The sequence below is a fragment of the Azospirillum isscasi genome, assembly GCF_030849505.1.
Classification (GTDB): domain Bacteria; phylum Pseudomonadota; class Alphaproteobacteria; order Azospirillales; family Azospirillaceae; genus Azospirillum; species Azospirillum isscasi.
In genome coordinates, this window is record NZ_JAUJFI010000074.1 from 1 (window position 1) to 26,911 (window position 26,911).

Genomic DNA, 26,911 nt, shown 5'->3' on the forward strand with positions numbered 1-26,911 from the left:
GACTCCGCCTCCGCGACGATCAGGCCGCGCGGGCCGGGCACCAGCACGAGGTCCCCGCTCAACCGGTCCTGGAGCCAGGGGTGCTGCGCCCCGCGGGTGCGCCCGACGACGGAGCGCGCCACCTCGGCCAGCGCGTCGCGCAGCGGCACGCCGGGCTTCACCATCTCCTGCGCCAGGGCGGCGGAGAAGGAATCCGCCCCCTTGCCGGACGGCGCCGCGGGCGGCGTGCCGGGGCGGTGCGAGTAGACGACGAACAGGTTGTCGAGCGCCGCCGGGGCCGCCAGCGCCGGCTTCACCGACCGTCCCTCCTCGCCCATGGCCGACGCCAGCCGGTCGGCCAGCGGGTGGGCGGGCACCGGGTCGAACACCGCGACGGCCTTGCGCCCGCTGCGCTGGATTTCCCTCAGCGCGTAATCCAGCTCGATGGTGTCGAAGATCACGTCGTATTCCGAGGCGAGCTTGGCGTCCACCGGCACCAGGAAGCCCTTGGCCGACAGGCTCAGCGCTACGCCGGAATAGTAGAGGAAGCCCAGGTCGGCCTGCCCCAGCGCGTCCTGGAACCGGCTCAGCGCCGCGATCATGCCGCGGTGGTCGAGGTTCTCGGCGGCGGTGACCGTGAAACCGGCGCGGCGCAGCGCCTCCGCCACGGCCGCCGTGTTGGCGCCCACTCCCGCGGCGGGGCCGCCCTCCTGATACTGCGCGTTGCCGATCACCAGCGCGACGCGCTTGTCCTCGGCAAGGGCCATGGGGGCAAAGGCGGCGTTCGCCGTCACCAGGACCAGCGCAACACTCCAAACGGCGCCACGGGGCCAGCGCAACACGTCGATACCCTCCACCTGATCTTTTCCTTGACCACCCCTTTAGGGAGTCCCGAGGCGCGGCGGCTGTAACGATTTTGGTCGAAGCCCCACCGGCCCCCGTCGCCGGGCCGTCCGGTCCGCGGATCGCCAAGTCTTTGAACGGTCAAGTCTAGCGCACCGCTCCGGCGCCCCTTTCTGCAATTTCGGGGGCGCCGCGGTCCCATCCGCAGGCGATCCGTCCCACCAACGAAAGGCGCACGAGAGCGGCCGGGCGGACGGACCGGCGGTCAGTTCAGGTCGCGGGCCACGCGCAGGCCATCCGCGACGTAGCGCACGTCGGCGTCGTAGCCGATGCGGGCGGTGACGGCGATGGCGTCCTGCCCGTCCCGCCAGGAGCCGCCGCGCAGCACCCGCTTGCGGCAATCGCCCTCCGTCCAGGCGCTTCCGTCCGCCGGGGCGCCCTTGTAGCCGGGGTTCCAGCAGTCGGCGACCCACTCCGCCACGCCGCCGCTGGTGTCGTAGAGCCCGAAGGCGTTGGGCTGGAAGCTGCCCACCGGCGCCGGCAGGGAGCGGTCGAAGGAACCGCCGCAATCCCGGCAGTTGGCCAGCCGCGCGCCCGGCGTCAGGCTGTCCCCCCAGGCGAAGCGCGCAGCACTGCCGCCGCGCGCCGCATACTCCCACTCCGCCTCGCTCGGCAGGCGGTAGCGCTGTCCGGTCTTGCGGCTGAGCCACTCCGTGTAGGCCAGCGCGTCCTCGACGTGGATGTTGTGGACCGGCGTGTCGTCGGAGGCGTTGCGCATCCGCGGCATGGCGGCGCAGCCGCCGCCCTCCACGCAGGCCCGCCAGTTGGCGACCGTCACCTCGTAGACCCCGATGGCGAAGGGCCGGGCGAAGGTGACGCGGCGGGGCGGGCGCTGGCTCGGGTCGCCGCGTTCGCTGCCCATGACGAAGCTGCCGGCGGGGATGCGCATCATCGGCGGGCATTCCGGGCAGTCCTGGAAGCTGTTGCCGTTGCCCTGCGCCCGGCCCTGCGATCCCCCCGGCTGGGCCGGCGCGGCGAGCGCCAGCCGCTGGCGGTCCTCCGGCCCGGCGGGGCGCAGCGCGGGACCGCGGACGAAGCCCTGGGTGCCGTCGTCCAGGGCCACCCGGTACCAATCGGCGTCGGCCACCCGGCCCAGCACCCGGACCGGCCCGTCCTTGGCGAGGGCGCCCACCCGGTCCGACCGCTCATCCGGACCGGCGCGCAGATCCGCGGCGGCGACCGCCACATACATCCCCTCCCCGGCGCTGTCGAGCCGAAGCTCCGGCGGCGGCGCGGCCTTTCCATCGGTTCTGCCGTTGGACGCCCCGCCGCCCGACGATCCGCTGCTCCCCGCCCCGGCGGCGGAAGACGCCGCGGCGACCTTCGCCGACTCGGCGCGCAGCCGGTTCAGCCGGTCCCGCGCCGGACCGGCGAAGGGACCGCTGCCGAACAGGCGCAGGAAGGCGTCCAGCGCGTCGGCGTCGCGGCTGTCGCGCACGCGGCGCCACAGCGCCTCCTCCAGGTCGGCCTGCGGCGGGGCGGCGCCGGCCTCCTCCACCTCCAGCAGCGCGCTCATCGTGGTGCGCCCGCCGCGCCCGTCCTCGACCAGCACGCTGAACACCCCGGCACGGCCCGCAGGCGCCCGCTCCGGATCGAAGGTCAGGGCGGTCAGCCGCTCCGGCGCCAGCGTGTCGCCGGGTTTGAGAGGCGTGGTGCCGTCGCGGACCTTGCCGCGTTCGGGGACGGCGCTGACGGTGAAGGTCAGCGGATCGCCGTCCGGGTCGGTCGGCACCTCCAGCCGCAAACTGTTCACCACGGCGCGCACGCTGCGCTCCGCGATGGCGACGGGCGGCCGGTTGCTCGGCTTGATGAGGATCGGGACGGCGCCGCGCGCCACCCCGCCGCGCCCGTCCATCACCGCGAACTCGAAGCTGCCGGCGTCGCCCAGATGAGTGGCGTCGGGCCGGAAGGTGGCGGCGGCGAGCTGGTCAACGGTCAGGTAATCGCCGATCAGCACCACCCGGTCGCCGATGCGCACCCCGCCGCCGCGTGGCAGGCCGGTCACCTGGGCGAAGAGCTGGTCGTTGTCGGGATCGCTGGGCCGCGCGACGTTCAGCCCCTCCGTGCCGCCGCGGTCGAACACCTCCAGCGTCTGGACGGCGGCGAGCTGCGGCGGGCGGTTCTCCGGCAGCGGGTTGAAGTAGAAGGGGGCGGCCCCCAGCGACCCGTAGAGGAACGGCTCCTGCCGGCCCTGGGTGAGCTGCATCACGTCGTCGCGCACCCGGCGGAAGAACAGGCTCAGCTCCAGCCCCGGCACTTCGAAGTTCTTCAGCAGCGACGCGGTGTAGGGGCTGTTCTCGCCCTGCCCGTCCTCGGCCACCGCGTCGGCGCGGGTGGCCATGGCGACCAGCGTGTCGGTCGGCGTGTCGTCCACGCGGGCGAAGCCGGAATGCACCTCCGTCCGCTTGGTGCCGGTGCGCACCAGCCGCTCGGCGAAGGGGTTGTTGCGGCAGGCGTCGAGGATCAGGATGCCCAGCTTGCGCGCCTGGGCCAGTTCGCCCATCGGCAGGTTCAGGGGCAGCGCCTCGTAGACCAGATCGCGCTCGCGCTCCAGCCGGGCGTCGGCGGGAATCAGGAAGTTGGTGCCTCCCACCTGCATGCCGTGCCCGGCGAAATACAGCAGCGCCACGTCGGCCTGCGCCGCCTGGATGCCGAAGCCGCGCAGCGCCTCCGCCATGCCGCGGTTGTCGAGGTCGTATTTCTCCTCGACCGCGAAGCCCATCCGGCGCAGCGCCGCCGACATGGCGCGGGCATCGTTGCGCGGGTTGGGCAGTTCGGGGGCGTAGCGGTAGGCGCCGACGCCGATGACCAGCGCGATGCGCTGCTCCGGAGCGGTGGCCGCCAGACCGGGCGAAGCCCACACCGCCACGGCCAGCAGAAGGCCGGCGGTCACCGCCAGGACATGGGCCAGGACATGGGCCAGGACATGGGCCAGGACAGGGACCAGGACAAGGCGGAACAAGACGGAACGGCGAAGGCGCTCACCCATGGTCACCTCATGCCCATGGTCACCGGACGGTGGAACGTGGTACCCCACCTTCCATTTCGTTCAGTATTTGATCGCGTCACCCAGAACAAGAGGACAAAACAGGGTAATGCGTCTCTGCAGATGAGGGCATACTCACCCATACGAAAGACATCCCCTCATTCCGGCTCAATTTGGAAGTACGGAACCGTCATTTCCAAACGATTTCGGACCAGCACACACACCGCGGCGCGCCGGACGCTGTCACGGCCCGCCGCAGCGGGGACGTGCTGCCGACGAATGCGCGATCCGCGGCGATGTTGTGCTTTCCCTTTGTCCGAAAGGTTTCTATATGACCCCTTCGACAACACAGGGATCATGCCATGCCGCCCGCCAAGCCGACGGTCGCCAAGATGACCGAAACCGAAATCGCCCGTGTGCAGACCTATCTGCGCAAGACGCTCGGCAACGACAAGATCATCATCCAGCCGCCCGAAAAGGCCGGCCAGTCCGCGGAGGTCATGCTGGGCGACGAGTTCGTCGGCACTCTGCACCGCGACGTGGACGAGGGCGAGGTCTCCTACGCCCTGCACGTCGTGATCCTGGAGGAAGACCTGCCGGCGGCGCCGACGGCCCGCCGCTAAGCCACGCCGCTCCGGCACGGACCCTCTCCCGCCCCGCGGCGGGAGGGGCGCTTGCGCACGGCACACGCTCAGTGCGGGCGGCTGTAGCGGCGCAATTCCGCGGCCAGACCGGCCATCAGCGTCTCCCCGCCCGACAGGGTCAGGCCGCGCACCAGCACCAGGGCCGGCAGATGGTTCCGGCGCAGCAGAAGCAGCCGGTAGCCGGCGCGCCGCTGCCGTCCCCTTTGCGCCCCCTCCTCTTCCACATCGACCTCGCCGCCGGCCAGCGCCAGTTCCTTTTCGTGCTGCTGCACGGTCATCGTCTGGATGCGGGCGACGAACAGCGGGCGTTTGCCCTGCGGCGGGTAGAGCGCCACGGCGCGGATCGTGTTGTGCGGAATGAGTTGCCCATGGGTGGTCAGCCCGTCCGGCGCCACGACCAGCCGCACGGCGCTGCGCCGCGCCGCCCGCAGCAGCGTGATGACCCACATCAGCAGAAGCGGCACCGCGCACAGCATCCCCAGCCAGCGCAGCATCGAGGCCGTCGGCTCCAGCGTCAGTTCGGCCACCACCACGAAACCGGCCAGCAGGAGCGCTGCGTAGAGCAGATGGGCGTAGCGCTGGGGCGGCACGCTGGACGGCGACGCCTCGAAGACCGCCGCCTGCCCCGTGTCCTCGCGGGAGATTTCGACCTCGGGCATCCCGTCCGCATCCTCTTCATGCCGCCGCACACCGCCCTATACAGCCGAAGCGGGCATGATGCCAGAGTGGTGGCGCCGGACGAGCGGCATCCGGATCGACCGTCCGCCATTCCAGGCACCTGTCCGGACATCCGGACAGCGGCGGCATCGCCGGGCTGCCCAAAAGGGCGGAGAATGGACCTTTTGGTCACCGGCCAGCTCTGGCATGGGCATTGCTTTCCTTTGCGACGAAGCGTCCCGTGGCTGCGCCGTTCCCTGTGGCCATGGCGGCGATTCCTCCAAAGCATCTGGCCGGCCGCACCATCACTTCCATGATGCCGCGGCCGGCACTTTTTTTGGGAGCGGCCACCGCTTCCAACGGGCACGGCGCCATTGCGGCCCATGCCGGGCGGCGCGCTATAGTGATGCCCGCCGCGCGCCCCAAAAGAAGAAGCGCCCGATCGGGAGGAAACCCATGGACCATGCCGCCGCGCAGTCCGCCGGACAGCTGCCGCCGCTGCCGCAGGACGTTGCCGTCAATCCCATCCGCTCCGCCGCGGACTGGCAGAGCCAGCGCGCCGCCTGCGAAAGCGATCCCGGCGCCTTCCACGGCGCCATCGCGGCGGAGACGATCCACTGGTTCGACGGCGCGAACTGGCTGACGCGCGAGGCGGACGGCCTCTGGCGCGGCTGGAACGCCGCCACGGGCGAGGCCGCGGAGCGGGCGGACTGGACGCCCTGGACCCGGGCGTTCGACGGGTCCGAGGCGCCCTTCTACCGCTGGTTCACGGGCGGGCTGACCAACGCCGCCTTCAACGAGGTGGACCGCCACGTCCTGTCCGGCCATGGGGCCGAGGCCGCTTACTGGTACGAGGGCGACCGCTGGGACGCCGCCGCCAACGGCGGGCGCGGCGGGCCGGTCCATCACGTCACCCTCACGCGCCGCGAGTTGCTGATCCGCTCCGCGCTCGCCGCGCTCGCGCTGCGCGGTCTCGGCCTCCGGCAAGGCGACCGCATCGCGCTGAACATGCCCAACATCCTCGACCAGATCGTCTGGACGGAGGGGGCGAAGCGCATCGGCGTCATCTACACCGCGGTGTTCGGCGGCTTTTCCGACAAGACCCTGTCCGACCGCATCGAGAACGCGGGCGCCCGCGTCGTCATCACCGCCGACGGCGCCAGCCGCAACGCGGAAATGGCCCCCTTCAAGGAAGCCTACAGCGACCCGGCGCTGGACCGCTTCGTCGCCCTGCCCACGGCGCTGCGCATCACCGAAGAGGTGCTGCGCGCCAAGCTGGGCGCAGAGCGGGGCGGGGCCGCTTTGATGGAACCGGTGCGCCACGGGCTGGAGGGCGAGATCACCGTCGCCCCCGCCGACGTGATGCGGGAGCTGGGACGGGCGCTGGACCGTGCCGGGACGCTCGACGCCGCCACCGTGGCCGATCTGCGCGCCAGCGTGGCCGAAGCGCTGACCGCCGCCCCGCCGCGGGTCGAGGCGGTGATCGTCGTCCGCCACGCCGGGCTTCCCGACATTCCCTGGACCGAGGGGCGCGACGTCTGGGCGCACGAGTTGCTGGCGAAGGCCGAGGCGGAGCTGTGCGCCGCCGCCGGCCTGCCCGGCATGGAGGCCCTGCGGGCGCTGGACGACCAAGCGCTCTACGCCGCCGTGGCGAGGGTGGTGCCCTGCCTGCCGGTGGACGCGGAGTACCCGCTGTTCATCATCTACACCTCCGGCTCCACCGGGAAGCCGAAGGGCGTGGTGCATGTCCATGGCGGCTACGTCGCCGGCCTCGCCCACACCATGAAGGTCAGCTTCGACGCCCTGCCGGGCCGCGACGTGATCTACGTCGTCGCCGATCCGGGCTGGATCACCGGGCAGAGCTACCTCATCACCGCCAGCCTCGCCGCCCGCATCCCCGGCATCGTGACGGAGGGCGCACCGGTCTTCCCCAACGCCGGGCGCTTCGCCTCCATCATCGAGCGGCACCGGGTAACCATCTTCAAGGCGGGCGTGACCTTCCTGAAGACGGTCATGACCCACCCGGAGAACCGCGCCGACGTGGAGCGCTACGACCGCGGCAGCCTGCGCGTCGCCACCTTCTGCGCGGAGCCGACCAGCCCCGCCGTTCAAGCCTTCGGCATGGCGGTGATGACGCCGCAATACATCAACAGCTATTGGGCGACGGAGCATGGCGGCATCGTCTGGACCCACCCCTACGGCAACCCCGACCAGCCGCTGCGCGCCGACGCCCACACCTACCCCCTGCCCTGGGTGCTGGGCGACGTGTGGGTGCCCGAGAGCGAGCCGGACGCCGCGGGCCGCGTCGCCTTCCGCCCCGCCGGGCCGGAGGAGAAGGGCGAAATCGTCGTCACCGCCCCCTACCCCTACCTGACCCGAACCATCTGGGGCGACGCGGAGAACGTCGGCAGACCGGGCTGGAAGGGCGATTTCGACCGTTTCGTGAAGACCTATTTCGGGCGCTTCCGCGGTGCGGACGGCAGGCCGGTCTGGGCTTATCTGCAGGGCGACTTCGCGCGCAAATATGAGGACGGCAGCTTCAGCCTGCATGGCCGGTCGGACGACGTGATCAACGTGTCCGGTCACCGCATGGGGACGGAGGAGATCGAGGGCGCGATCCTGCGCGACAAGCAGATCAACCCCGACAGCCCGGTCGGCAACGTCATCGTGGTCGGCGCCCCCCACCGCGAGAAGGGGCTGACCCCCGTCGCCTTCGTCCTGCCCGCCAAGGGCCGCGACCTCACCGCGGACGACGAGCGCCGGCTGAAGGATCTGGTGCGGCAGGAGAAGGGCGCGGTCGCCGTCCCCTCCGACATCCTCGCCGTTCCGGCCTTTCCGGAGACGCGCTCCGGCAAATACATGCGCCGCTTCCTGACGGCCATGATGAACGGGGAGCCGCTGGGCGACACCTCGACCCTGCGCAACCCGGAATGCCTGGCCGACCTCGGCGCCCGCATCGCCGCCTGGACGCGGGGTCAGCAGCGGGCGGAGGAGCAGACCCTCATCGAACGGCAGCGCTTCCTGTCCGTGCAGTATGACCGGCTGGCCGACGGCCTGCGCATGGCGACCGTGACCATCGACAACCCGCCGGTCAACGCGCTCTCCGACCGCCTGCTGGACGAGCTGGACACGCTGGTCGCCCATCTCGCGCGCCGGAGCGACGTGCGCGCCGTGGTGATCACCGGCACGGGCCGCAACTTCGTGGCCGGCGCCGACATCCGCCAGCTTCTCGACGAAGTGCAGGACGGGAGCGAGGCCCGCGCCCTGCCCGCCAAGGCCCACGCCGTCTTCCGCGCCATCGAGGCGATGGACAAGCCGGTCTTCGCCGCCATCCGCGGGGTGGCGCTGGGCGGCGGTTGCGAGCTGGCCATGGCCTGCCACGCCCGCGTGGCCGACCCGCGCGCCCGGCTGGGCCAACCGGAGATCAACCTGTTCCTGCCGCCGGGCTATGGCGGCACGCAGCGTCTGCCGCGCCTGCTGCTGCGCAAGGACCCGGAGCGTGGGTATGGGCGGGCGCTGGAGATCCTGCTGTCCGGGCGCCAGATCGACGCGGAGACGGCGCTGGAGTACGGGCTGGTGGATGTGGTGGCGCGCGGGGCGGACGACGCGCTGACGCTGGCGAAGGCGATGGCAAGGGAGGCGGCGCTTGCCCCCACGACCGCACTTGCCCCCTCGCTAACCCTCCCCCGCTGCGCAGGGGAGGGAGGGACCCGCGAAGCGGGAGGGTGGGGGCAAGACCCCGCCGAAATCGCCCGCCTCCTCCGCCAAGCCCACAGCGTGGGCCGCGGCCCCGTCGCCGACACCATCGTCCAGCTCGTGGACACCGGCCTCAGCGACGGCTTCGACGCCGGCACCAAAGCAGAGATCGCCGCCTTCGCCCGCTTCCTCCTGGATCCGGAGCACGGCGCCAAGAAGGGCATCGCCCTGTTCCTTGAGAAGAAATCCCCGCCCCTGCCCGCCCGCCCGCGGCGCGGGGACCGCGACGGCGTGCTTCCCATCGGCAGCCCCGTCTTCCCCGGCGCGACTCCCCTGCCCCGCTGGCAGCTCGCCCAGGCCGCCGTGCGCGACCTGGAGACGGGCGCCGCCGTCCACGGCGACCCGGCGCAGGCCGAAACGGAGGTCGTCGTCCCCGTCCCCGAGCCCGGCCCCAACCAGGCGCTCGTCTACGTCCTCGCTTCCGAGGTCAATTACAACGACGTCTGGGCGCTGACCGGCATCCCCGTCTCGCTGTTCGACGAGCATGACGAGGACGTGCACGTCACCGGTTCCGGCGGCGTCGGCATGGTGGTGCGGATGGGCGAGGCGCTCCAGGCCCAGGGGCGGCTGGCGGTCGGCGATCTGGTCGCCGTCTATTCCGGCGTCTCCGACATCCTGGACCCGGAGGCCGGGGCCGACCCCATGTTCACCGACTTCCACATCCAGGGCTACCAGTCGCCGGACGGCAGCCACCAGCAGTTCATGCTGGCGGACGGGCCGCAGCTCTTCCACCCGCCGCCCGGCCTCGCGCTGGAGGAGGCGGGAAGCTACATGCTCGCCGCCGGCACCGCCTACCGCGCGCTGTTCACGGCGCTCGACGTGCAGCCCGGCAAGCGCCTGCTGGTGGAAGGGGCGGCGGGCGGAACCGGCGCCTGGACGGTGGAGTTGGCGCTCGCCCGGCGCATGAAGGTGACCGGCATGGTGTCGTCGGAGCGCCGCGCCGCCTCCATCCGCGCCCGCGGGTCGGAGGCCGTGGACCGCTCCGTCGCGGAGGCCGCCTTCACCCGCATCCCCGCCGACCCGGCGGAATGGGCGCGTTGGGAGGAGGCCGGGCGGCCGTACATCGACGCGCTCCGTGCCGCCAACGGCGGAAACCTCGTGGATTACGCCGTCAGCCACGCCGGCGAGACGACCTTCCCCCGCAGCTTCCAGTCGCTGGCCGAGGGCGGCGCGCTGACCTTCTTCGGCGCCTCCAGCGGCTACCACATGACCTTCCTCGGCAAGCCCGGGTCCGCCGAGCCGGCGGAGATGCTGCGCCGCGCCCGCCTGCGTCCGGGAGAGGCCGTGCTGGTCTTCTACGGCGCCGGGGCGGTGGGGCTGCGCGACGACATGGCGCTGTCGGCCATCGAGGCGGCCCGCGAGTCCGGCGCCCGCGTCTGCGTCGTCACCGACCGCGATTCCGAACGCGACTTCGTGCTGTCGCTGGGCTATGGCGAGGCGCTGGCCGGGGCGGTGTCGCTGGCCGAGATCGCGCGCCGCGTGCCGCATTTCGACTGGCCCGACACCATGCCGGACCTGCCCGACCCGCAGCGCGAGACCGCCGCCTTCAAGGAGGCCGTGCGGCTGTTCACCGAGGACACCTTCAAGCCGCTGGGCCAGGCGGTGGGCCGCATCCTGCGTTCCGCCGACAACCCGCGCGGCATGCCGGACGTGGTGGTGGAGCGGGCGCGGCGCGACACGCTGGCCGTCTCCACCATGATCGTGAAGCCGCACACGGGGCGCGTCGTCTATTGCGGCGACATGAGTGGTCGTCGCTACAGCTTCTACGCGCCGCAGGTGTGGATGCGCCAGCGCCGCATCCTGATGCCATCGGCATCCATCGTCGGCACACATCTTTCCAACGCTGCGGAAATCGCAGGGCTGAACCGCGTCATTGCGTCCGGGGCGGTCCGTGTGCCAACGACATACCTCGGTGCGTGGGACGAACTGCCCACGCTCCATCAGGCCATGTGGGAGAACCGCCTGCCCGAAGCGACCGGCGGCGCCGCGAAGGCCGTCGTGAACCACGCGCTGCCGGAAGCGGGCCTGACCTCCCGGGACGAGCTGCTGATCGCCTGGGCGGGAGCGGCAATTGGAAAGGACCAATGAGGCTTATCATCAAGGACCTGTGCCACCGCTACGACGACCTCGTCGTGCTGGACGGCATCGACCTGACGGTGCAGGAGGGGGAGGTTCTGGCCGTCATCGGCCCATCGGGCTGCGGCAAGTCCACCCTGCTCGGCATCGCCGGCGGCATCGTCGCCCCGACCTCCGGCACCATCGCGGTGGCGGGCGAGGTACCGGACGGCTGTTTGAACCCGGTCACCTTCATCTTCCAGGATTTCGCCCTGCTGCCCTGGCGCAGCGTCGAGGACAACCTCGCCCTCGTCCTCGAACACCATCCGCTGTCGGCGGCGGAGCGGCGGGAGCGCATCGAGTCCGGCCTGCGCCGCATGGGGCTGTGGGACTTCCGCAAGGCCCTGCCGAAGCAGTTGTCGGGCGGCATGCGCCAGCGCGTCGGCATCGCCCGCGCGCTGGCCGTGCGCCCGGCCATGCTGCTGCTGGACGAGCCGCTGTCGGCGCTCGACGCCCAGACGCGCGAGTTGCTGATGGAGGATTTCCTGGCGCTTTGGCAGCGGGAGCGGACGACCGCCGTCTATGTCACCCACAATCTGGACGAGGCGCTGCGGCTGGCCGACCGGGTCGCTGTGCTCAGCCGCCGTCCGGGCCGCCTGCGCGAGATCGTGACCATCGAGGAGCCGCGCGACCAAAGGCTTGAACCCTCCGCCCAGGCCCATCTGGCGGCGGTGCGCGACCGGCTGTGGCACCTGATCCGGGCCGAAGCCCAACTGGCCGACCGGGAGATCGCCGATGCCTGATACTCCAATGACCGGCGCCAGCCTTCCCCTTCAGGATCGCTCCCCGGCCCAGCCCGTCCGCTTCCGCGGCGGCGGCTTCGCGGTGAAGACGCACCGCTGGGCGGCGCTCCTCGCCTTCGTGCTGCTGATCGCGGTGTGGGAGTCGACCAACCGCTTCGGCCTCGTCAGCGCGCTGTTCCTGCCGCCGCCGAGCGCGGTCGCCTCGGCGCTCGCCGGCATGGCGCAGGACGGATCGCTGTGGCAGCACCTGAAGGCGTCGCTGATGCGCATCGGCGTGGGCTGGGCCATGGGCACGGTGGCGGGCATGGCGGTGGGATTCGCCATGGGCATCGGCTCGGTCGCGCGGGCGGTCGGCGTGCCGCTGGTGTCGGCCTTCTTCCCGATCCCGAAGATCGCGCTGCTGCCGCTGTTCATCCTGTGGTTCGGCATCGGCGAGCCGTCGAAGTTCGCCACCATCGGCTTCGGCGTCTTCTTCCCGACCGTGATCGCCACCTACAGCGCCATCGATTCGGTGCCGCGCAACCTGATCCGCATGGCGCAGAGCTTCGGCCTGCCCTGGGCGTCGATCCTGCGCAAGATCGTGCTTCCCGGCGCCCTGCCCGGCATCCTGGCCGGCTTCCGCATCACCGCCTCCATCGCGCTGATCCTGGTGGTCGCGGCGGAGATGATCGGGGCGGAATACGGCATCGGCGCCTTCGTCCTGACCGCCGGCAACCTGATGCTGACCGACCAGCTTCTGGCCGGCGTGCTGGTTCTGTCGCTGCTCGGCCTGACCATCGGGACCGTGCTGTCCATCCTGGAACGCCGCCTGCTGAAATGGCGGTGAGAAAAATGACCGTTCAGAGAGGGAGACTGAGAATGACCGTCGTGCGTTGGAGCCGTCGTTTGGTTCTGGGTGCAATGGGCGCTGCCGCCCTGGCGCTGGCCGGGACGCCCGCCGCCGAGGCGCAGGGCCTGGAGAAGACCTCCATCGGCGTGCTGGCGCTGGCGTCCTCCGGCCCGATCTTCATCGCCAAGTCGAAGGGCTATTTCGAGAAGGAAGGGCTGGACGTCGATCTGAAGATGTTCACCTCGGCCCAGCAGGTGCCGGTGGCGGTGGCCTCGGGCGACGTGGATTTCGGCGTCACCGGCCTGACCGCGGGCTTCTACAACCTCGCGGCCAAGGGTGCGGTCACCATGATCGCCGCGCAGAGCCGCGACGAGCCGGGCTTCCAGCTCAGCGCCTATGTGGCGACCAAGGCGGCGCATGACGCCGGGCTGACCAAGCCGGCGGATCTGAAGGGCAAGCGCATCGCCATCACCACCGTGGGCTCCACCTTCCATTACATGGTCGGTCTGCTCGGCCAGAAGCACGGCTTCACGGTCAAGGACGTGACCATGGTGCCGATGCAGGACGTGCCGAAGATGGTCGCCGCCTTCAAGGGCGGGCAGGTGGACGCGGTGATCGCCCCGGTGACGGTGGCCCGCCAGCTGGCCACCGACGGCTCCGGCACCATCCTGGGCTGGGTCGGCGACGAGACGCCGTGGCAGCTCGGCGCCCTGTTCACCAGCCCGAAGACGGTGGCCCAGCGCCGTCCGCTGGCGGAGAAGTTCGTCCGCGCCTATCTGACCGCGCTGGCCGAATACCACGCCGCCTTCAACGCCAAGGACGCCTCCGGCGCCGTGGTGAAGGGTCCCGGCTACGACGCGCTGCTGGCGATCATCGCCGAGGCCACGAAGCAGCCGACCGAGGTCGTCGCCGCCGGCCTGCCCTATGTCGAGCCGCAGGGCCGGCTGCTGGTGGACGACATCGTCAATCAGGTGAAGTTCTGGCAGTCCGAAGGCCAGGTGGACAAGGCGCTGGACGCCAGGTCCGTCATGGACCTGACCTTCGTGAAGTGATCCGCTGCCTTACCGCTTGCCCGGCCCGTAGACCTTCGGCTGGGAGAAGTTGATGTGGTCGAGAAGCTCCTGCGTCGGACAGCCGTCCACCGGGAGCTTCGCGGCCTTCTGATAGGCGCGGATGGCGGAGCGGGTGTTGGGACCGATCTTCCCGTCGATCACGCCGGGGCGGAATCCCTGCTCGGTCAGGGTCTTCTGGATGCCTTCGACGTAGGCGAAGTACATGTCCGGCGTCATGCTATCGGTCGGACAGGCGGCGTGGGCCGGAGCGGTGAAGGCCGTGGCGGCCAGGAAAGCGGCGAACAGGCTGCGGTTCATGGTCTCTCTCCGTTTCTTGTTGCGGAGATCAACAACGCAGAGGCCGCGTTTCTTCCCAAGGGATAAAAATGGCCAAGGGATAAAAATGGCCAAGGGATAAAATGGGGAGGGGGCAAGGACCTGCCCCCCCCGCAACCTCACGCCGCGTCGTCGCTCTGCCCCTTCAGGCGCGCGGCCAGCGCCGCTTCCAGGAACATGTCCAGGTCGCCGTCCAGCACCGCCTGGCTCTGCGAGGTCTCGACCTCCGTCCGCAGGTCCTTCACCATCTGGTAGGGGTGCAGGACGTAGGAGCGGATCTGGTGGCCCCAGCCGATGTCGCTCTTGGTCGCCTCCAGGGCGGCGGCGGCGTCCTCGCGGATCTTCAGCTCCCGCTCGTACAGGCGGGCGCGCAGCATGTCCCACGCCTTGGCGCGGTTCTTGTGCTGCGAGCGCTCCTGCTGGCAGGCCACCACGATGCCGGTGGGCAGGTGGGTGATGCGGATCGCCGAGTCCGTCTTGTTGACGTGCTGGCCACCGGCGCCCGACGCCCGGAAGGTGTCGATGCGGCAGTCCTTCTCGTTGATCTCGACGTTGATCTTGTCGTCGATCACCGGGGACACCGAAACGGCGGAGAAGCTGGTCTGGCGGCGCGCCTGGCTGTCGAAGGGGCTGATGCGCACCAGACGGTGCACGCCGGCCTCGGTCTTCAGCCAGCCATAGGCGTTGTGGCCCTTCACCTGCACCGTGGCGGACTTGATGCCGGCCTCTTCACCGGGGCTTTCCTCCAGCCACTCGGTCTTGTAGCCGTGCTGCTCCGCCCAGCGGATGTACATGCGGATCAGCATCAGCGCCCAGTCCTGGGCCTCCGTGCCGCCGGCACCGGCGTTGACCTCGACGAAGCAGTCGTTTGCGTCCGCCTCGCCCGAGAGCAGGCTTTCGATCTGGAGCTTCGCCGCGCGGTCACGCAGCGCGTAGAGCTGGGCCTCGGCATCGGCGACCACGGTCGCGTCGCCCTCGGCCTCGCCCATCTCGATCAGTTCCAGGCTGTCGGACAGGTCGCGCTCAAGCGCGCGGTAGCCGTTCACGGAATTTTCGAGCTGGGTGCGCTCGCGCATGATGGTCTGCGCGCGGGTGGGATCGTCCCACAGCTTGGGGTCTTCGGCGTGGGCGTTCAGTTCGTCGAGACGACGCAGCGCGTTATCCCAGTCAAAGATGCCTCCTCAGCAGCGCCAGCGATTCTCTAATCTCGCCAGCGGCCGCTTCGATCTCGGCCCGCATCGCGGTACCTCCTCGTCAGCCAGAGTTGAACCAGTGTCTTGGCCCTTATGTAGCGGGTTAGGACCGGGGTTGCACCCTCTTATTCCATCGGATCAGGGACCGCACGCCCCGGAGCGCGCCCCGGCCGGACCGGGGAGCCCTTCCCCAACCCACTCGGGTGAAACCGTTTTTGCGCTGCAAAACCACTTTCGCGGCGCGCAGAGGTGGCAGCCCCCCGTGATAGCGTCGCGATCGTTCCGTGCCCCTGACCCGGCGGGCACGGGCTGTCGGCGCCTCCCGTTCCCCAACAACAAAAGCGTGTCCCCCCGATGAACTTCACCAGCCTCGGGTTCCTGCTGTTCATCACGGTCTTCACGGCGGGCTTCCTGATGCTCGCGCGGACGCGGCTGTTCACGCCGCTGCTGCTGGTGTCCAGCTATGTCTTCTACGGGTTCTGGGATTACCGCTTCTGCCTCCTGCTGGCCGCGACGACGCTGCTCGACTTTTATTGCGGCCTGCGCATCGCCGACGCGCCAAACCGGACCGTGGCGCGGATCTTCATGCAGATCAGCCTCGCCACCAATCTGGCGATCCTGTTCTTTTTCAAATACTTCAATTTCTTCATCGACAGCGCGCAGGTGGCGCTGGCTTCGCTCGGCCTCGACGTCGGGCACCGCACGCTGTCCATCATCCTGCCGGTCGGCATCTCCTTCTACACCTTCCAGAATCTCAGCTACACGCTGGACCTCCATCTCGGCCATCTGGAGAAGCCGGAGCGCTCGCTGCTGCGCTACGCGACCTTCGTCGCCTTCTTCCCGCAGCTCGTCGCCGGGCCGATCGTCCGGGCGCGCGACCTGCTGCCCCAGATCCAGAACGGCCCCCGTCAGGACGTCCCCTTCGCCTTCCGCTTCGCCGGGCTGGAGAAGATCGTCTGGGGCTATTTCCTGAAGCTGGGTCTGGCCGACAACGCCGCCGCCGTGGTCGACGCGCGCTTCGCCCAGCCGGAGTTCTTCAACGCGCTGAACCACATCATCGGGCTGATCTGCTTCTCGCTGCAGATCTACGGCGACTTCGCCGGCTATTCGCTGATCGCCATCGGCCTGTCGCAGATCTTCGGCTACACGCTGTGCCCGAACTTCGCCCGCCCCTATTTCGCGTCGGGCATGAAGGACTTCTGGCGGCGCTGGCACATCTCGCTGTCCACATGGTTCCGCGACTACGTCTACATCCCGATGGGCGGCGGGCGCACCCAGTGGCTGCGCATCCGCAACCTGACCATCGTGATGCTGGTGTCCGGCCTGTGGCACGGGGCCGCCTGGACCTTCGTCCTGTGGGGCGCCCTGCACGCCGCCCTGATGGCGGCGGAAGACGGGGTGCGCTGGCTGGCCAGACGCAGCCCGCTGCGGCTGAGCGGCGCGCCGCTGATGGTGGGGAAGCTGCTGACCGTCGGGCTGGTCTTCCTGCTGGTGACGCTGACCTGGCTGCCCTTCCGCGCCGACGACATGCAAACGGTCCGGACCATCCTGGGCATCATCGCGGAGGGCGATTTCAGCCTGCCGCGCGGCATGCAGCAGATGAGCTATCTGGTCCGCGTCGCCCTGTTCGGCCTCGTCGTGCTGATGATCGACGCGACGATCGAGTTCGGGGCCGGGCGCCGCTACGCCGGGGTCAACGTGGTGGTCCGCTCCGCCGGCTGCGCCACGCTGATCCTGATGCTTCTGCTGTTCGGCAACTTCGCCAACCGATCCTTCATCTACTTCCAGTTCTGAGGGAGCCCGAACCATGATCCGCCTCTTGGCCGCCGTCGGACTGATCCTGGGCATGGTGGTCGCCATGGACCGCGCGGTGGCGTCCTGGATGGGCGACACGCTCCTCCGGTCGTCGGACCGCTTCATGACCGTCTACCGCCAGGGGCCGCCCGCCGACGTGGTGATCCTGGGCAACTCCCGCGCCGACAACCACTTCCCGGTGGAGGAGGTGCAGGCGCTGACCTGCGGGCGGGTGCTGAATCTCGGGATGGGCGGTGCTCCCACCACGCTGGGCGACCTGCTGTGGGAGGATTACCTGGACCGGCACGGCGCCCCCCGCCTGCTGCTGGTCGAGCCGACGAGCGTCGTGGACGATCCCATGGCGCTCGCCGACCTGCCGCTGCTGGCCTACTACTCGGAGCGGGTGGACGGCTTCATCCGCAAGGCCGATCCCACCATGTGGGCCTCCAACAAGCTGTTCAACACGCTGATCTTCAACAACAACCAGACCATCCGGCTGGCCTTCGACGGGCTGCACCCGACCGGCGACCGGACGCTGAGCGGGACCATGTCGCCCTTCCTCAAGGCCCAGATCGAGACGGCCCCGATGGAGCGGATGGAAGGTTTCCAGCCAAACTGGGACGCGCTGGACCGCATCATCGGCACGGCGCGGGAGAAGGGCACGCGGGTCGCCGTGGTCATCACGCCCTTCTTCCCCGGCTACATCGAGAAGGTCTCCAACTTCGACGCCTTCTTCGAGGATCTGAAGGCCCGCCTGCCGCCCGACGTGCCGGTGATCGACACCCGCCGCGCGGTCGCGGACGAGGCCCATTTCGTGGACGCCCTGCACATCAACCAGGAGGGGGTCCGCCTGATGCTGGCCCGGATGGAGGACCGGCTGCGCCCGCTCGCCGACTGTCCCGCCGACACAATCCCATCCCCCATTCCAGCCGACGCCATCGCCCAGCTCCGCACGGACACCCGAACCGCAGCGCGCCCCTGACTCCTTCCCAAAAAAGAGAACCCCGCTGAGAACTGTCCGGTCAACGGACCCCGCCCAGAAAAGGGGTTGGCATGGCAAGTCAGTCAGCCGAATATATCACGGCATTTTTACCGGATATACTGTAGGAGCACTCGTAATGAACAGACTTTTCCGCCCCAAAGCCGTTCTTCAGCGTTACATCGCTGCCTTCAACTGTGATCCGCTGACCATCAGTTCGCCAACTGAAGTTGGGCAGCCAGTTTGTAGACCCACCTTTCCAGCGCGCCATCGAAAGCAAAGCTTGCTGACAAGCCGAATGGGCAGAATAGATATTTGATTTAGCGAATCTATAGTCTTCCAATGACACCCCCATCGCATTTGCATCGCTTTTTTCTTCATTCAGCTTTTTTTCTTCATTTTTTATTTTTTCTTCCATTTCTATGGCTTTAGCATCAGAAACAGACTTGATAATAGTTGCATTCTTAACATCAATGATATCATCGTACACCCATCCTTTCTTACTTATTGTCCCGGCAAAAGTAAAATAGACCTGCGGATACGCCACGTTTTTTGGAATATCTCCGTAATAATGCAAATCAAATCCGCGACCGCCGACGTCAACACGCAAAGTACTGCTATCAACAATGCTAGAAACCTTTGCATCCCACAACACCCTTTTCCCTGAGCATGAATTCACATCAAACAATGAAGAACTTGAACATAGCGTCACGTATTGCTCAATAGTTATTTCTGTTTTGTTCGGTATTGTTAGACGATTATTATGAACATAACCTTGCAACAAGATGCACATAACGCCAATCGCAGCGAAAGCGCCCCCTTGGATGGCACCATGTTTTCGAAACTTAAAAATTGCCAGAAGGCCAGAGGCTATAGCCCCAGCATAAAGCGCATAGTCCAGCACAAAGAGCACCAGACGGAGCAAAGGCGGAATAGCGGATATCACCGCCCCAACCGCCACACCGATACCGATCCGAACCAAGAAGTATCCAACGGATGATTTCCCGAAGGACCCCAAAAAATATGAAACATACAAGTAAAAACTCTTCGCAATAGGTAAAAGAGAATTTTTCTTGTCTTTATATGCAAATGAATATCTTATGAATTCAAAAAGATTGCACATCGTAAATTTCCGATATCCGGAAACAGGCTCCATCGGATATTCGCGCTTAATAATTGTAATGGTCGCATTTGGCAGCATTTCTTTAATGCCATCAGCCAAGCGCATTAACTTATCGCCGGGAACAGCAATGTTTTCTTCGGTGTTTCCGTATAAAATACTAACTTTTTTTCCATCTATATTTGCCGAAAAACCCATTTTCGCGACAATGGAACCAATTGCAACCAATAACTTTTCAGTCTTACCGTCCGGATATGCGCCAAGATCAATGTTGATGCCATAGACCATTTCGACCAGCTCATAACTCGCTTTGGTGTTTTTCACTCGCAAGACAGGACAACAGCCGGTGAGGCTGCTTTGACAATCGGCAGCATACTTACGAATCTGTCTCGCCCATGCGCATTCTAACGCATCATAAGTAAGTGCGCTATGCTTCGAAGCGTGTGTTTGACACCAGTTACTATGGCCGCCTGATATGATGGCTGAACGCGCTGCTCTGCATCGCAAGCGCGGAGAAACTCCTTTAAGTTGTTATCTTTCGCTTCAACGATTTTTCCCACCTCGACGAATGGGAAGGCGACGCTTTTGCGCGTGGGCAAGCTCGATGCGACAACGGGAAATCTGTGATTGTTCACTAATATTGTTGAGCAACCAACAACATATTCAACAAACAAAAAATACCAAATTAAAGTGAACAAATTCTGTGAAAAACAATTAAAGGGGATCGTGTGACAACACAATGGTCGTTCGAGCGCATTCGCTGGCCTTCACGGCGGACAGCCGGTGTTTCGCAAGCGCACGCAGACGACGTGATGGGTGAAGAAGGTCCGGCATTCCGCAGGTGGCTGCCGATGCGGCACCTGCGGAATGCCGACTGGCTGGCGACATGAGCGTCGGTCACGCCTTGAGCAATGATCGGAACCGCCTGACTGAACCCCTGATCCCGATAGCCAAGTCCGGCGGGCAGCTCTGAAGCACGAGCATGCGATGGCTGCCGGACACCCTTACTCTCGTGGCGCGGACCAACTGCCAATGGCGCTGCCGACCGCCCCCTCGGCCTTTCCGCCCTGGCTCACGGTCTGCCGCCCCTTCCAGGCATTCCTGAAAGGGGCAGCCATCGGTATTCACCTAACTCCTAAACAGGCTGTCGAAACACCGCGGTCAGTAAAGCCCGCCGGTGCCCACCGTCGCGGCCGAGGGCGGGGCCGCCGGAGCCCCCCAGCCACCCGCAGGCTGGGTCGCCGGGTCGCCGCCGGGCACCCCGCCGGTCCAGCCGCCCTCCCCGCCGGAATGGGCCGAACCGTCGAGCACCATCTGCGGCTGGTCGGGGTTCGGTTCCGTGCCGGGGACGAAGGCTTCCCAGATCGCCTTGCGCTCGCCGGGCTGGGCGAGGCGCCCGTTCTCCGGGTTGACGCGGACGAGGCGCAGGCCGCGCGGCACGCGGAAGGGCGTGGCCGGCTTGTCCTTCAGCGCCACCTCCATCACGTCCTTGAACACCGGCACCGCCGCCGAGCCGCCGGTTTCCTTGGCGCCCAGAGAGCGCGGCTGGTCGAAGCCGATGTAGGTGCCGACCACGAGGTCGGGCGAGAAACCCATGAACCACGCGTCGTGGCTGTCGTTGGTCGTGCCGGTCTTGCCGGCCAGCGGCTTGCCAAGCGACAGCAGCTTCGTCGCCGTGCCGCGCTGCACCACGCCCTCCAGCATGGAAACCATCTGGTAGACGGTGCGCGGGTCGTTCACCTGCTCCCGCGTGTCGGGGACGGCGGGCACGGTCAGCCCGTCGCTCCAGGCCACCTGGTTGCAGGCGCCGCAGGGGCGGTTGTCGTGGCGGAAGACGGTCTTGCCGTTGCGGTCCTGCACCCGGTCGATGAAGGTCGGGGTCACCCGCTTGCCGCCGTTGGCCAGCATGGCGTAGGCCGTGGCCATGCGCAGCACCGTCGTCTCGCCCGCCCCCAGCGACATCGGCAGATAGGGCTGGAGGTTGTCCACGATGCCGAAATTCTCGGACAGCGCCTTCACCTTGTCCATGCCGATGGCCTGGGCCAGACGGACGGTCATGACGTTCCGCGACTTCTCGATGCCGGCGCGCAGCGGCGTCGGGCCGTAGAATTCGTGGCTGTAGTTCTCCGGCTTCCAGATCGGCTGGCCGTGGCCGGGGTCGTACTCGAACGGCGCGTCCATCACCAGCGAGGACGGGGTGAAGCCCTGGTTCAGCGCCGCCAGATAGACGAAGGGCTTGAAGGAGGAGCCCGGCTGCCGCATCGCCTGGGTGGCGCGGTTGAAGGAACTCATCTGCGGCGAGAAGCCGCCGACCATGGCGAGCACGCGGCCCGTGTGCGGGTCCAGCGCGACCAGACCGCCCTGCACCGCCGGGACCTGACGCAGCGCGTAGGTGCCGGGAGGCGGCTCCTTGCCCTTCTCGTCCTTGCCGGCGGCCTCGACCAGGATCAGGTCGCCCAGCTTGGCGACGTCGGAGGGGCGGCGGATCTCCGGGCCCAGCCGGTTGTCGTCCCGCTGCGCCCGCGCCCAGCGCAGCTCGGCCAGCGGCACGCGCCCGCGCGACCCGTCCGGCAACCCGATGTCGAGCGCCCCCGCCTCGTCGTCCTTCAGCACGACGGCAAGGTGCCAGCCCTCCGACCCGGCGGGCGGCGCCATGGAGGCGAGCTTCTTCGCCCAGTTGTCGAAATTCTCCATCTTGCCGACCGGGCCGCGGTAGCCGTGGCGGCGGTCATACTGGACCAGACCGGTGCGCAGCGCCCGGGTCGCCGCCTGCTGAAGCACCGGGTCCATGGAGGCGCGGACCGACAGACCGCCCTCGTAGAGCGCCTGCTCGCCGTAGAGCTTCACCAGCTCGCGCCGGACCTCCTCGGCGAAATACTCAGAAGTGACGTATTCCTGCTCGTCGCGCTTGCGCACCACCAGCGGCTTGGCCTGGGCGGCCTTGGCCTCGTCCGGGGTGATGTGCCCGTCCTCGGCCATGCGCCCGATCACCCAGTTGCGGCGGGCCAGGGCGGCGTCGCGCTGGCGCTCCGGGTGGTAGTTGCTGGGCGCCTTGGGCAGGGCCGCCAGATAGGCCGCCTCCTCGATCTCCAGCTCGTCCAGCGCCTTGTTGAAGTAGTTCAGCGCCGCCGCCGCCACGCCGTAGGAGCGATAGCCGAGGAAGATCTCGTTCAGGTACAGCTCGAGGATGCGGTCCTTGGTGAAGGCCCGCTCGATGCGGATCGCCAGGATCGCTTCCTTGATCTTGCGGGAGAAGGACACCTCGTTGGTCAGCAGCATGTTCTTGGCGACCTGCTGCGTGATGGTCGAGGCGCCCATGGGCCGGCGGTCGCGCCCCAGATTCTCCACGTTGGTCAGGATGGCGCGGGCGATGCCGACCGGGTCGATGCCCTTGTGGTCGTAGAAATTCTTGTCCTCGGCGGACAGGAAGGCGTTGGTCACGCGCTTCGGCATGGCGTCGATGGGGACGAACACGCGCTTTTCCGACGCGAACTCGGCCAGCAGGCGCCCGTCGCCCGCGTGGACGCGGGTGGTCACCGGCGGTTCGTAGTTGGCGAGCTTGGTGTAGTCCGGCAGTTCGTGGTCGTAATGGTCCAGCATGTAGACCAGCACCCCCGCCCCGGCCAGGGCGAGCATGACGAAGGCCATCAGGACGGACAGAATGAAGCGCATGACGGTTTCCAGACAGGCAAGGCGGCGGCCCCGCCACCTTCGTCCGGAAAGGGGCCGGGAAGGGGCGGAGCCATCCGAAGGGCGGCATCCTACACCGCGAGGGGGCGGCAGTCCGAGTCCCTCGCAGCCATGTCAGGAAAATGTGACGGCCACAAGGCGCATGCAAGAAAGTGGTGGCCGGATGGGGCGAATGCCCGCCCGCCTCCACCCGCATGGCTGGCGCCGGGCCGCCGGGCCGGCCGCCGAAGGGCTCAGCTTTTCTGCACGCCGGTCAGCCACTTGAAATAGGCGTCGATGGTGCGCAGCATCGCGCGGCCCAGCTTTTCCCGATGGACCGACCGGCTCAACAGGCTCACGTCCTCGGGGCTCGACAGATAGCCCATCTCCACCAGGGCCGACGGCATGTCCGGAGCGGTCAGCACGGCGAAGCCGGCCTGCCGGTGCGGCTTGCTGGGGATCAGCTTCACCTCGCGGCCCAGATGGTCCAGCGCCATGTTGGCGAAGCGCTTGGAGTGGTTCATCGTGTCCCGCTGGGCGAGGTCGATGAGGATCGAGGCCACCAGATCGTTCTCGGAGGACAGATCCACCCCGGCCAGCGCATCGGCCCGGTTCTCCTTGGCGGCCAGCATCTCCGCCTCGCGGTCCGACGCCTTGTCCGACAGGGTGTAGATGGACAGGCCGCGCATGTTGGCGGAGCCGATGCTGTCGGCGTGCAGCGACAGGAACAGGTCGGCGTTGGCCTCCCGCGCGATGGCGACGCGGTCGCGCAGGCGGATGAACACGTCCTTGTCGCGGGTCAGCCGGACCCGGTAGCGGCCCGACCCTTCCAACTGGCGCTTCAGCTCCCGCGCCATGGCCAGGGTGATGTCCTTCTCGTAGACCCCGCCGACTCCGACCGCACCGGGATCGACGCCGCCATGGCCGGGATCGACCACGATCATCGGCTTTTCCGGAACCGGCGCCGCCCGCGGCGGGACCGGCGGCGGCAGGGCCGCGGCCACCGGCACGATGGGGTCCTTCTTCGCCGGCGGGCGCGCCGCCTCGCGGACTGCGGCAGGGCTGGGGCTGTGGCTCGGGCTGGGGGCAGGCCCGGCCACCGCGGCGACCGGGGCGGATGCGGCGAACTGCGCCGGGGTGGTGCGGGCGATGTCCAGGACGAAACGCGGCGTGAACCCGTCCCGCGGCGGGATGAGATAGGATTCGACCACCCGGACCGGACCGTCCGTCTCCACCACGAGGCGGGAGGCGCCGCCGTCACGCCCTTCGAAGCGGTAGCGCGCGACCAGCCCCTTGCCCGGCGTCACGGCGCTGCCGCCCGGCCAGCTCACGTCCGGCAGATCGACCACCACGCGGTAGGGAGAGCCGTGCACCGACACGGTGAAGGGCACCGAGTCGCTGAGTTCCAGAACCAGCCGCGTCTTGTCGGGGTGCAGGCCCAGCCGGGCGTTCAGGACGGACACCCGTTCCTGCACCGGTGGCGGAAAGGGCAACGCCGCGGTGGTCTGGGCCTGCGCCGGGACGCACGGCAGGATGGCCGCCCCAAGAAGGGCGCCCACCGCAGCGACAATCGCAAGCATTCGGGGCATCCGTTCCACCAGAAACCGCCAACCGGCCAAGCCAGCCGTCAGCTATAGCCCAGCGAAATCAAGGCGCTCAACGGTGGCGTCCGGGTCCGTGGCGGAATTGTCGGCCAGGGTGCCGTTCCTGCAACACTGCCCCGCGGCGGCGCGATGCCGAGGAACCGGATGCAGCGGAACGTAAAATTCGCCGAATTCCAAGTTGTGCAAGGTTTCGTGCTTGTCTATGGTAGCTCTGCGACATACCGCGACCCACCAGAACACTTTTGCGAGAGGCTCCTCTCCCGGGTGAACTGTGAGCGTCGCCCGCGGACCCCCACGGCCGAAATTTACATCATCGGGCGCGGTCCGGGGCGTGACGCTTCTGGGTTGCCGGTGGATTGGGACGAAACCTCGAAGCTGGTGCCGGCCGCAAGGCCGGAACCCGGAGGCCGAAGACCTGCCCGTCCTGGCTGCTTCGTCAGCGCCGTTCGACGGGTTAGGGGCCGGTTCCGCAGGCTTCGCTCACAACGATGACGCGCCCCGGCGGCTCGACCGTCGCGCGGGCGGCCTGGGGCGTCATGGGGATCTTGTATGGCCAAGCGCATGCTGGTGGACGCCACGCACCCAGAAGAAACCCGGGTTGCCGTGGTCAATGGTAACAGACTCGAAGATCTCGACTTCGAAATCGCGACCCGGAAGCAGCTCAAGGGCAACATCTACCTCGCCAAGGTGACCCGGGTCGAGCCGTCGCTGCAGGCGGCCTTCGTGGAATACGGCGGGAACCGCCACGGCTTCCTGGCCTTCTCGGAAATCCATCCCGACTACTACCGCATCCCGGTCGCCGACCGCGAGGCCCTGCTGGCCGAGGAGCGCCGGCTGGAGGAGCAGGCCGAGGCCCGCGCCGAGGCCGCCGCCGACGGCGCCGTGATGGCCGAGCCGATCCGTCCGGAGCAGGTGGTGGAGGAAGTCTCCCCCATGCCCGGCTCCTACGCGGAGGCCGAGGGCGACGGCGAGGGCTTCGAAGGCGACGTCCCGGCCTTCGCCACGGACGGCGGCTCCGAGGGCGGTTCCGAGGACGCCGGCGACGACGCGGAGGAGGCTCCGGAAGGCGCCGCCCAGGCCGAGAGCCCGGACGTCATCGGCGGGGACGAGGTCGAGGAGGCCCACCGCCGCCGCGCCCGTCCGCTGCGCAGCTACAAGATCCAGGAAGTCATCAAGCGCCGGCAGGTCATGCTGGTCCAGGTGACCAAGGAGGAGCGCGGCAACAAGGGTGCGGCGCTGACCACCTACCTCTCGCTGCCGGGCCGCTATTGCGTGCTGATGCCCAACACGGGCCGCGGCGGCGGGATTTCCCGCAAGATCACCAACCCCGCCGACCGCAAGCGCCTGAAGGACATCCTGTCCGACCTGGACGTTCCGGAAGGCATGGCGGTCATCCTGCGCACCGCGGGGCTGGAGCGTTCCAAGCCGGAGATCAAGCGCGACCTGGAGTATCTGCTGCGCCTGTGGGACGACATCCGCGTCCAGACGCTGAAGTCCTCCGCGCCCTGCCTCATCTATGAGGAGGCGAACCTCATCAAGCGCTCGATCCGCGATCTCTACACCGACGACATCGACGAGATCTGGGTGGAGGGCGACGCCGGCTTCAACACCGCGCGCGACTTCATGCGCATGATGATGCCGAGCCACACCAAGCGCGTGATGCAGTACCGGGACGAGACGATCCCGCTGTTCCACCGCTATCAGGTGGAAACCCAGATCGACGCGATCCACAGCCCGGTGGTGCAGCTCCGCTCCGGCGGCTACATCGTCATCAACCCGACCGAGGCGCTGGTCTCCATCGACGTCAACTCGGGCCGCTCCACGCGCGAGCGCAACATCGAGGAGACGGCCTACAAGACCAACCTCGAAGCCGCCGACGAGGTGGCGCGCCAGCTTCGCCTGCGCGACCTCGCGGGCCTCATCGTGATCGATTTCATCGACATGGAGGAGCCCCGCAACAACGCCGCGGTGGAGCGCCGCCTGAAGGAGGCGATGAAGAACGACCGGGCGCGCATCCAGCTCGGCCGCATCTCCGCCTTCGGCCTGCTGGAGCTGTCGCGCCAGCGCCTGCGCCCGTCGCTGCTGGAGACCAACTTCGAGCGCTGCCCACACTGCTCCGGCACCGGCGTCATCCGCTCGGTCGAGTCCGCCGCCCTGCATGTGCTGCGCGCCATCGAGGAGGAGGGCATCCGCAAGCGGTCGTCGGAGATCACCGTCTTCGTGCCGACCCGCATCGCGCTCTACATCCTCAACCAGAAGCGCGGCGAGCTGACCAAGATCGAGGACCGTTACCGGTTCCGCGTCATGGTCCAGGCCGACGACACGCTGATCGCTCCCGACCTGCGGCTTGAGCGCGTGAAGGCCCGCACGCCGGAAGACGACGTGCCGCTGGTCAGCGCCGAGCGCGTGCTGGCCGAAACCGACCGCATCCTGGCCGCCGAAGCCGAGGAAGCGGAGGAGGAGGCTCCCGTCGCCGAGGCCGCCGAGGCCGAGGTTCCGGAGCGCGCCGAGACCGCCGGGGAGAGCGAGGGCGACCGCCGCCGCCGCCGCCG

The 26,911-nt window shown here is 68.1% G+C and carries 16 protein-coding genes; 8 read left to right on the forward strand and 8 right to left on the reverse strand.

Annotation, left to right across the window (positions count from 1 at the left end; all coding sequences use genetic code 11):
• Together QSG27_RS15660 and QSG27_RS15665 are read right to left on the reverse strand one after the other, a co-directional pair.
• A partial coding sequence (locus QSG27_RS15660) for a caspase family protein (RefSeq protein WP_306707663.1) occupies positions 1–836 on the reverse strand: 836 nt, incomplete at its 3' end.
• A 251-nt stretch (positions 837–1,087) separates the two neighbouring features.
• Positions 1,088–3,871 carry an SUMF1/EgtB/PvdO family nonheme iron enzyme gene (locus tag QSG27_RS15665; RefSeq protein ID WP_306707665.1) on the reverse strand — a complete coding sequence of 928 codons (2,784 nt, stop codon included), beginning with the start codon at positions 3,869–3,871 and terminating at the stop codon, positions 1,088–1,090.
• 359 nt (positions 3,872–4,230) lie between these two features.
• Between QSG27_RS15665 and QSG27_RS15670 the strand changes: the two genes are divergently transcribed.
• Positions 4,231–4,491 (forward strand): DUF3126 family protein, encoded by a 261-nt coding sequence (locus tag QSG27_RS15670; protein ID WP_094306360.1) that lies wholly within the window; start codon positions 4,231–4,233, stop codon positions 4,489–4,491.
• A 68-nt stretch (positions 4,492–4,559) separates the two neighbouring features.
• On the opposite strand, the gene QSG27_RS15675 is transcribed toward QSG27_RS15670, so the two are convergent.
• Positions 4,560–5,171: a hypothetical protein gene (locus QSG27_RS15675; protein ID WP_306707667.1), complete on the reverse strand. Its 612-nt coding sequence runs from the start codon at positions 5,169–5,171 to the stop codon at positions 4,560–4,562.
• Positions 5,172–5,625: 454 nt separating this feature from the next.
• Between QSG27_RS15675 and QSG27_RS15680 the strand changes: the two genes are divergently transcribed.
• Genes QSG27_RS15680 through QSG27_RS15695 form a run of 4 tightly spaced genes read left to right on the forward strand, consistent with a single transcriptional unit; the run spans position 5,626 to position 13,664 of the window.
• Positions 5,626–11,013 (forward strand): AMP-binding protein, encoded by a 5,388-nt coding sequence (locus QSG27_RS15680; RefSeq protein WP_306707669.1) that lies wholly within the window; start codon positions 5,626–5,628, stop codon positions 11,011–11,013.
• A complete protein-coding gene (locus QSG27_RS15685) occupies positions 11,010–11,783 on the forward strand; it encodes an ABC transporter ATP-binding protein (protein ID WP_306707671.1) in 774 nt (257 codons plus the stop codon). Before QSG27_RS15680 ends, QSG27_RS15685 begins: the two co-directional genes overlap by 4 nt.
• Entirely contained in the window at positions 11,776–12,609 is an 834-nt protein-coding gene (locus QSG27_RS15690) for an ABC transporter permease (protein WP_306707673.1), read from the forward strand. The genes QSG27_RS15685 and QSG27_RS15690 overlap by 8 nt, the downstream gene beginning before the upstream one ends.
• Before the next feature lie 32 nt (positions 12,610–12,641).
• A complete protein-coding gene (locus QSG27_RS15695; protein WP_306707675.1) occupies positions 12,642–13,664 on the forward strand; it encodes an ABC transporter substrate-binding protein in 1,023 nt (340 codons plus the stop codon).
• 9 nt (positions 13,665–13,673) lie between these two features.
• On the opposite strand, the gene QSG27_RS15700 is transcribed toward QSG27_RS15695, so the two are convergent.
• Both QSG27_RS15700 and prfB read right to left on the reverse strand, forming a co-directional pair.
• The gene (locus QSG27_RS15700) at positions 13,674–13,982 is read right to left on the reverse strand and encodes a peptidoglycan-binding domain-containing protein (protein ID WP_306707677.1); all 309 of its coding nucleotides are present in this window, start codon (positions 13,980–13,982) and stop codon (positions 13,674–13,676) included.
• 137 nt (positions 13,983–14,119) lie between these two features.
• A protein-coding gene (gene prfB, locus QSG27_RS15705) for a peptide chain release factor 2 (RefSeq protein ID WP_306707680.1) occupies positions 14,120–15,239 on the reverse strand; the annotation gives its coding sequence in 2 pieces (ribosomal slippage) (positions 14,120–15,169 and positions 15,171–15,239; 1,119 coding nt in all).
• Positions 15,240–15,547: 308 nt separating this feature from the next.
• Here prfB and QSG27_RS15710 point away from each other — a divergent pair.
• Positions 15,548–16,987: an MBOAT family O-acyltransferase gene (locus QSG27_RS15710; RefSeq protein WP_306707682.1), complete on the forward strand. Its 1,440-nt coding sequence runs from the start codon at positions 15,548–15,550 to the stop codon at positions 16,985–16,987.
• Between the two features lie 13 nt (positions 16,988–17,000).
• Complete coding sequence (locus QSG27_RS15715; RefSeq protein WP_306707684.1) at positions 17,001–17,969, forward strand: SGNH/GDSL hydrolase family protein; 969 nt, start codon at positions 17,001–17,003, stop codon at positions 17,967–17,969.
• A 79-nt stretch (positions 17,970–18,048) separates the two neighbouring features.
• Here QSG27_RS15715 and QSG27_RS15720 read toward each other — a convergent pair whose 3' ends face one another.
• The 3 genes from QSG27_RS15720 to QSG27_RS15730 form a co-directional block, all read right to left on the reverse strand.
• Positions 18,049–19,374 carry a hypothetical protein gene (locus tag QSG27_RS15720; RefSeq protein WP_306707686.1) on the reverse strand — a complete coding sequence of 442 codons (1,326 nt, stop codon included), beginning with the start codon at positions 19,372–19,374 and terminating at the stop codon, positions 18,049–18,051.
• An 873-nt stretch (positions 19,375–20,247) separates the two neighbouring features.
• Complete coding sequence (locus QSG27_RS15725; RefSeq protein ID WP_306707688.1) at positions 20,248–22,758, reverse strand: penicillin-binding protein 1A; 2,511 nt, start codon at positions 22,756–22,758, stop codon at positions 20,248–20,250.
• 251 nt (positions 22,759–23,009) lie between these two features.
• Positions 23,010–24,335, reverse strand: a complete 1,326-nt coding sequence (locus QSG27_RS15730) for an N-acetylmuramoyl-L-alanine amidase (protein ID WP_306707690.1) — start codon at positions 24,333–24,335, stop codon at positions 23,010–23,012.
• 573 nt (positions 24,336–24,908) lie between these two features.
• On the opposite strand from QSG27_RS15730, the gene QSG27_RS15735 reads away from it, so the two are divergent.
• Positions 24,909–26,911, forward strand: a 2,003-nt coding sequence (locus QSG27_RS15735; RefSeq protein WP_306707692.1) for an Rne/Rng family ribonuclease, incomplete at its 3' end; no start/stop codon positions are given.

Excerpts from the sequence above, each read along its gene's own strand:
- QSG27_RS15715 (WP_306707684.1), top strand. The coding sequence starts at position 17,001 with ATGATCCGCCTCTTGGCCGCCGTCGGACTGATCCTGGGCATGGTGGTC.
- QSG27_RS15675 (WP_306707667.1), bottom strand. The coding sequence starts at position 5,171 with ATGCCCGAGGTCGAAATCTCCCGCGAGGACACGGGGCAGGCGGCGGTC.
- QSG27_RS15695 (WP_306707675.1), top strand. The coding sequence starts at position 12,642 with ATGACCGTCGTGCGTTGGAGCCGTCGTTTGGTTCTGGGTGCAATGGGC.
- QSG27_RS15730 (WP_306707690.1), bottom strand. The coding sequence starts at position 24,335 with ATGCTTGCGATTGTCGCTGCGGTGGGCGCCCTTCTTGGGGCGGCCATC.
- QSG27_RS15710 (WP_306707682.1), top strand. The coding sequence starts at position 15,548 with ATGAACTTCACCAGCCTCGGGTTCCTGCTGTTCATCACGGTCTTCACG.
- QSG27_RS15725 (WP_306707688.1), bottom strand. The coding sequence starts at position 22,758 with ATGCGCTTCATTCTGTCCGTCCTGATGGCCTTCGTCATGCTCGCCCTG.
- QSG27_RS15665 (WP_306707665.1), bottom strand. The coding sequence starts at position 3,871 with ATGGGTGAGCGCCTTCGCCGTTCCGTCTTGTTCCGCCTTGTCCTGGTC.
- QSG27_RS15690 (WP_306707673.1), top strand. The coding sequence starts at position 11,776 with ATGCCTGATACTCCAATGACCGGCGCCAGCCTTCCCCTTCAGGATCGC.
- QSG27_RS15680 (WP_306707669.1), top strand. The coding sequence starts at position 5,626 with ATGGACCATGCCGCCGCGCAGTCCGCCGGACAGCTGCCGCCGCTGCCG.
- QSG27_RS15700 (WP_306707677.1), bottom strand. The coding sequence starts at position 13,982 with ATGAACCGCAGCCTGTTCGCCGCTTTCCTGGCCGCCACGGCCTTCACC.
- QSG27_RS15670 (WP_094306360.1), top strand. The coding sequence starts at position 4,231 with ATGCCGCCCGCCAAGCCGACGGTCGCCAAGATGACCGAAACCGAAATC.
- QSG27_RS15720 (WP_306707686.1), bottom strand. The coding sequence starts at position 19,374 with ATGGTCTATGGCATCAACATTGATCTTGGCGCATATCCGGACGGTAAG.
- QSG27_RS15685 (WP_306707671.1), top strand. The coding sequence starts at position 11,010 with ATGAGGCTTATCATCAAGGACCTGTGCCACCGCTACGACGACCTCGTC.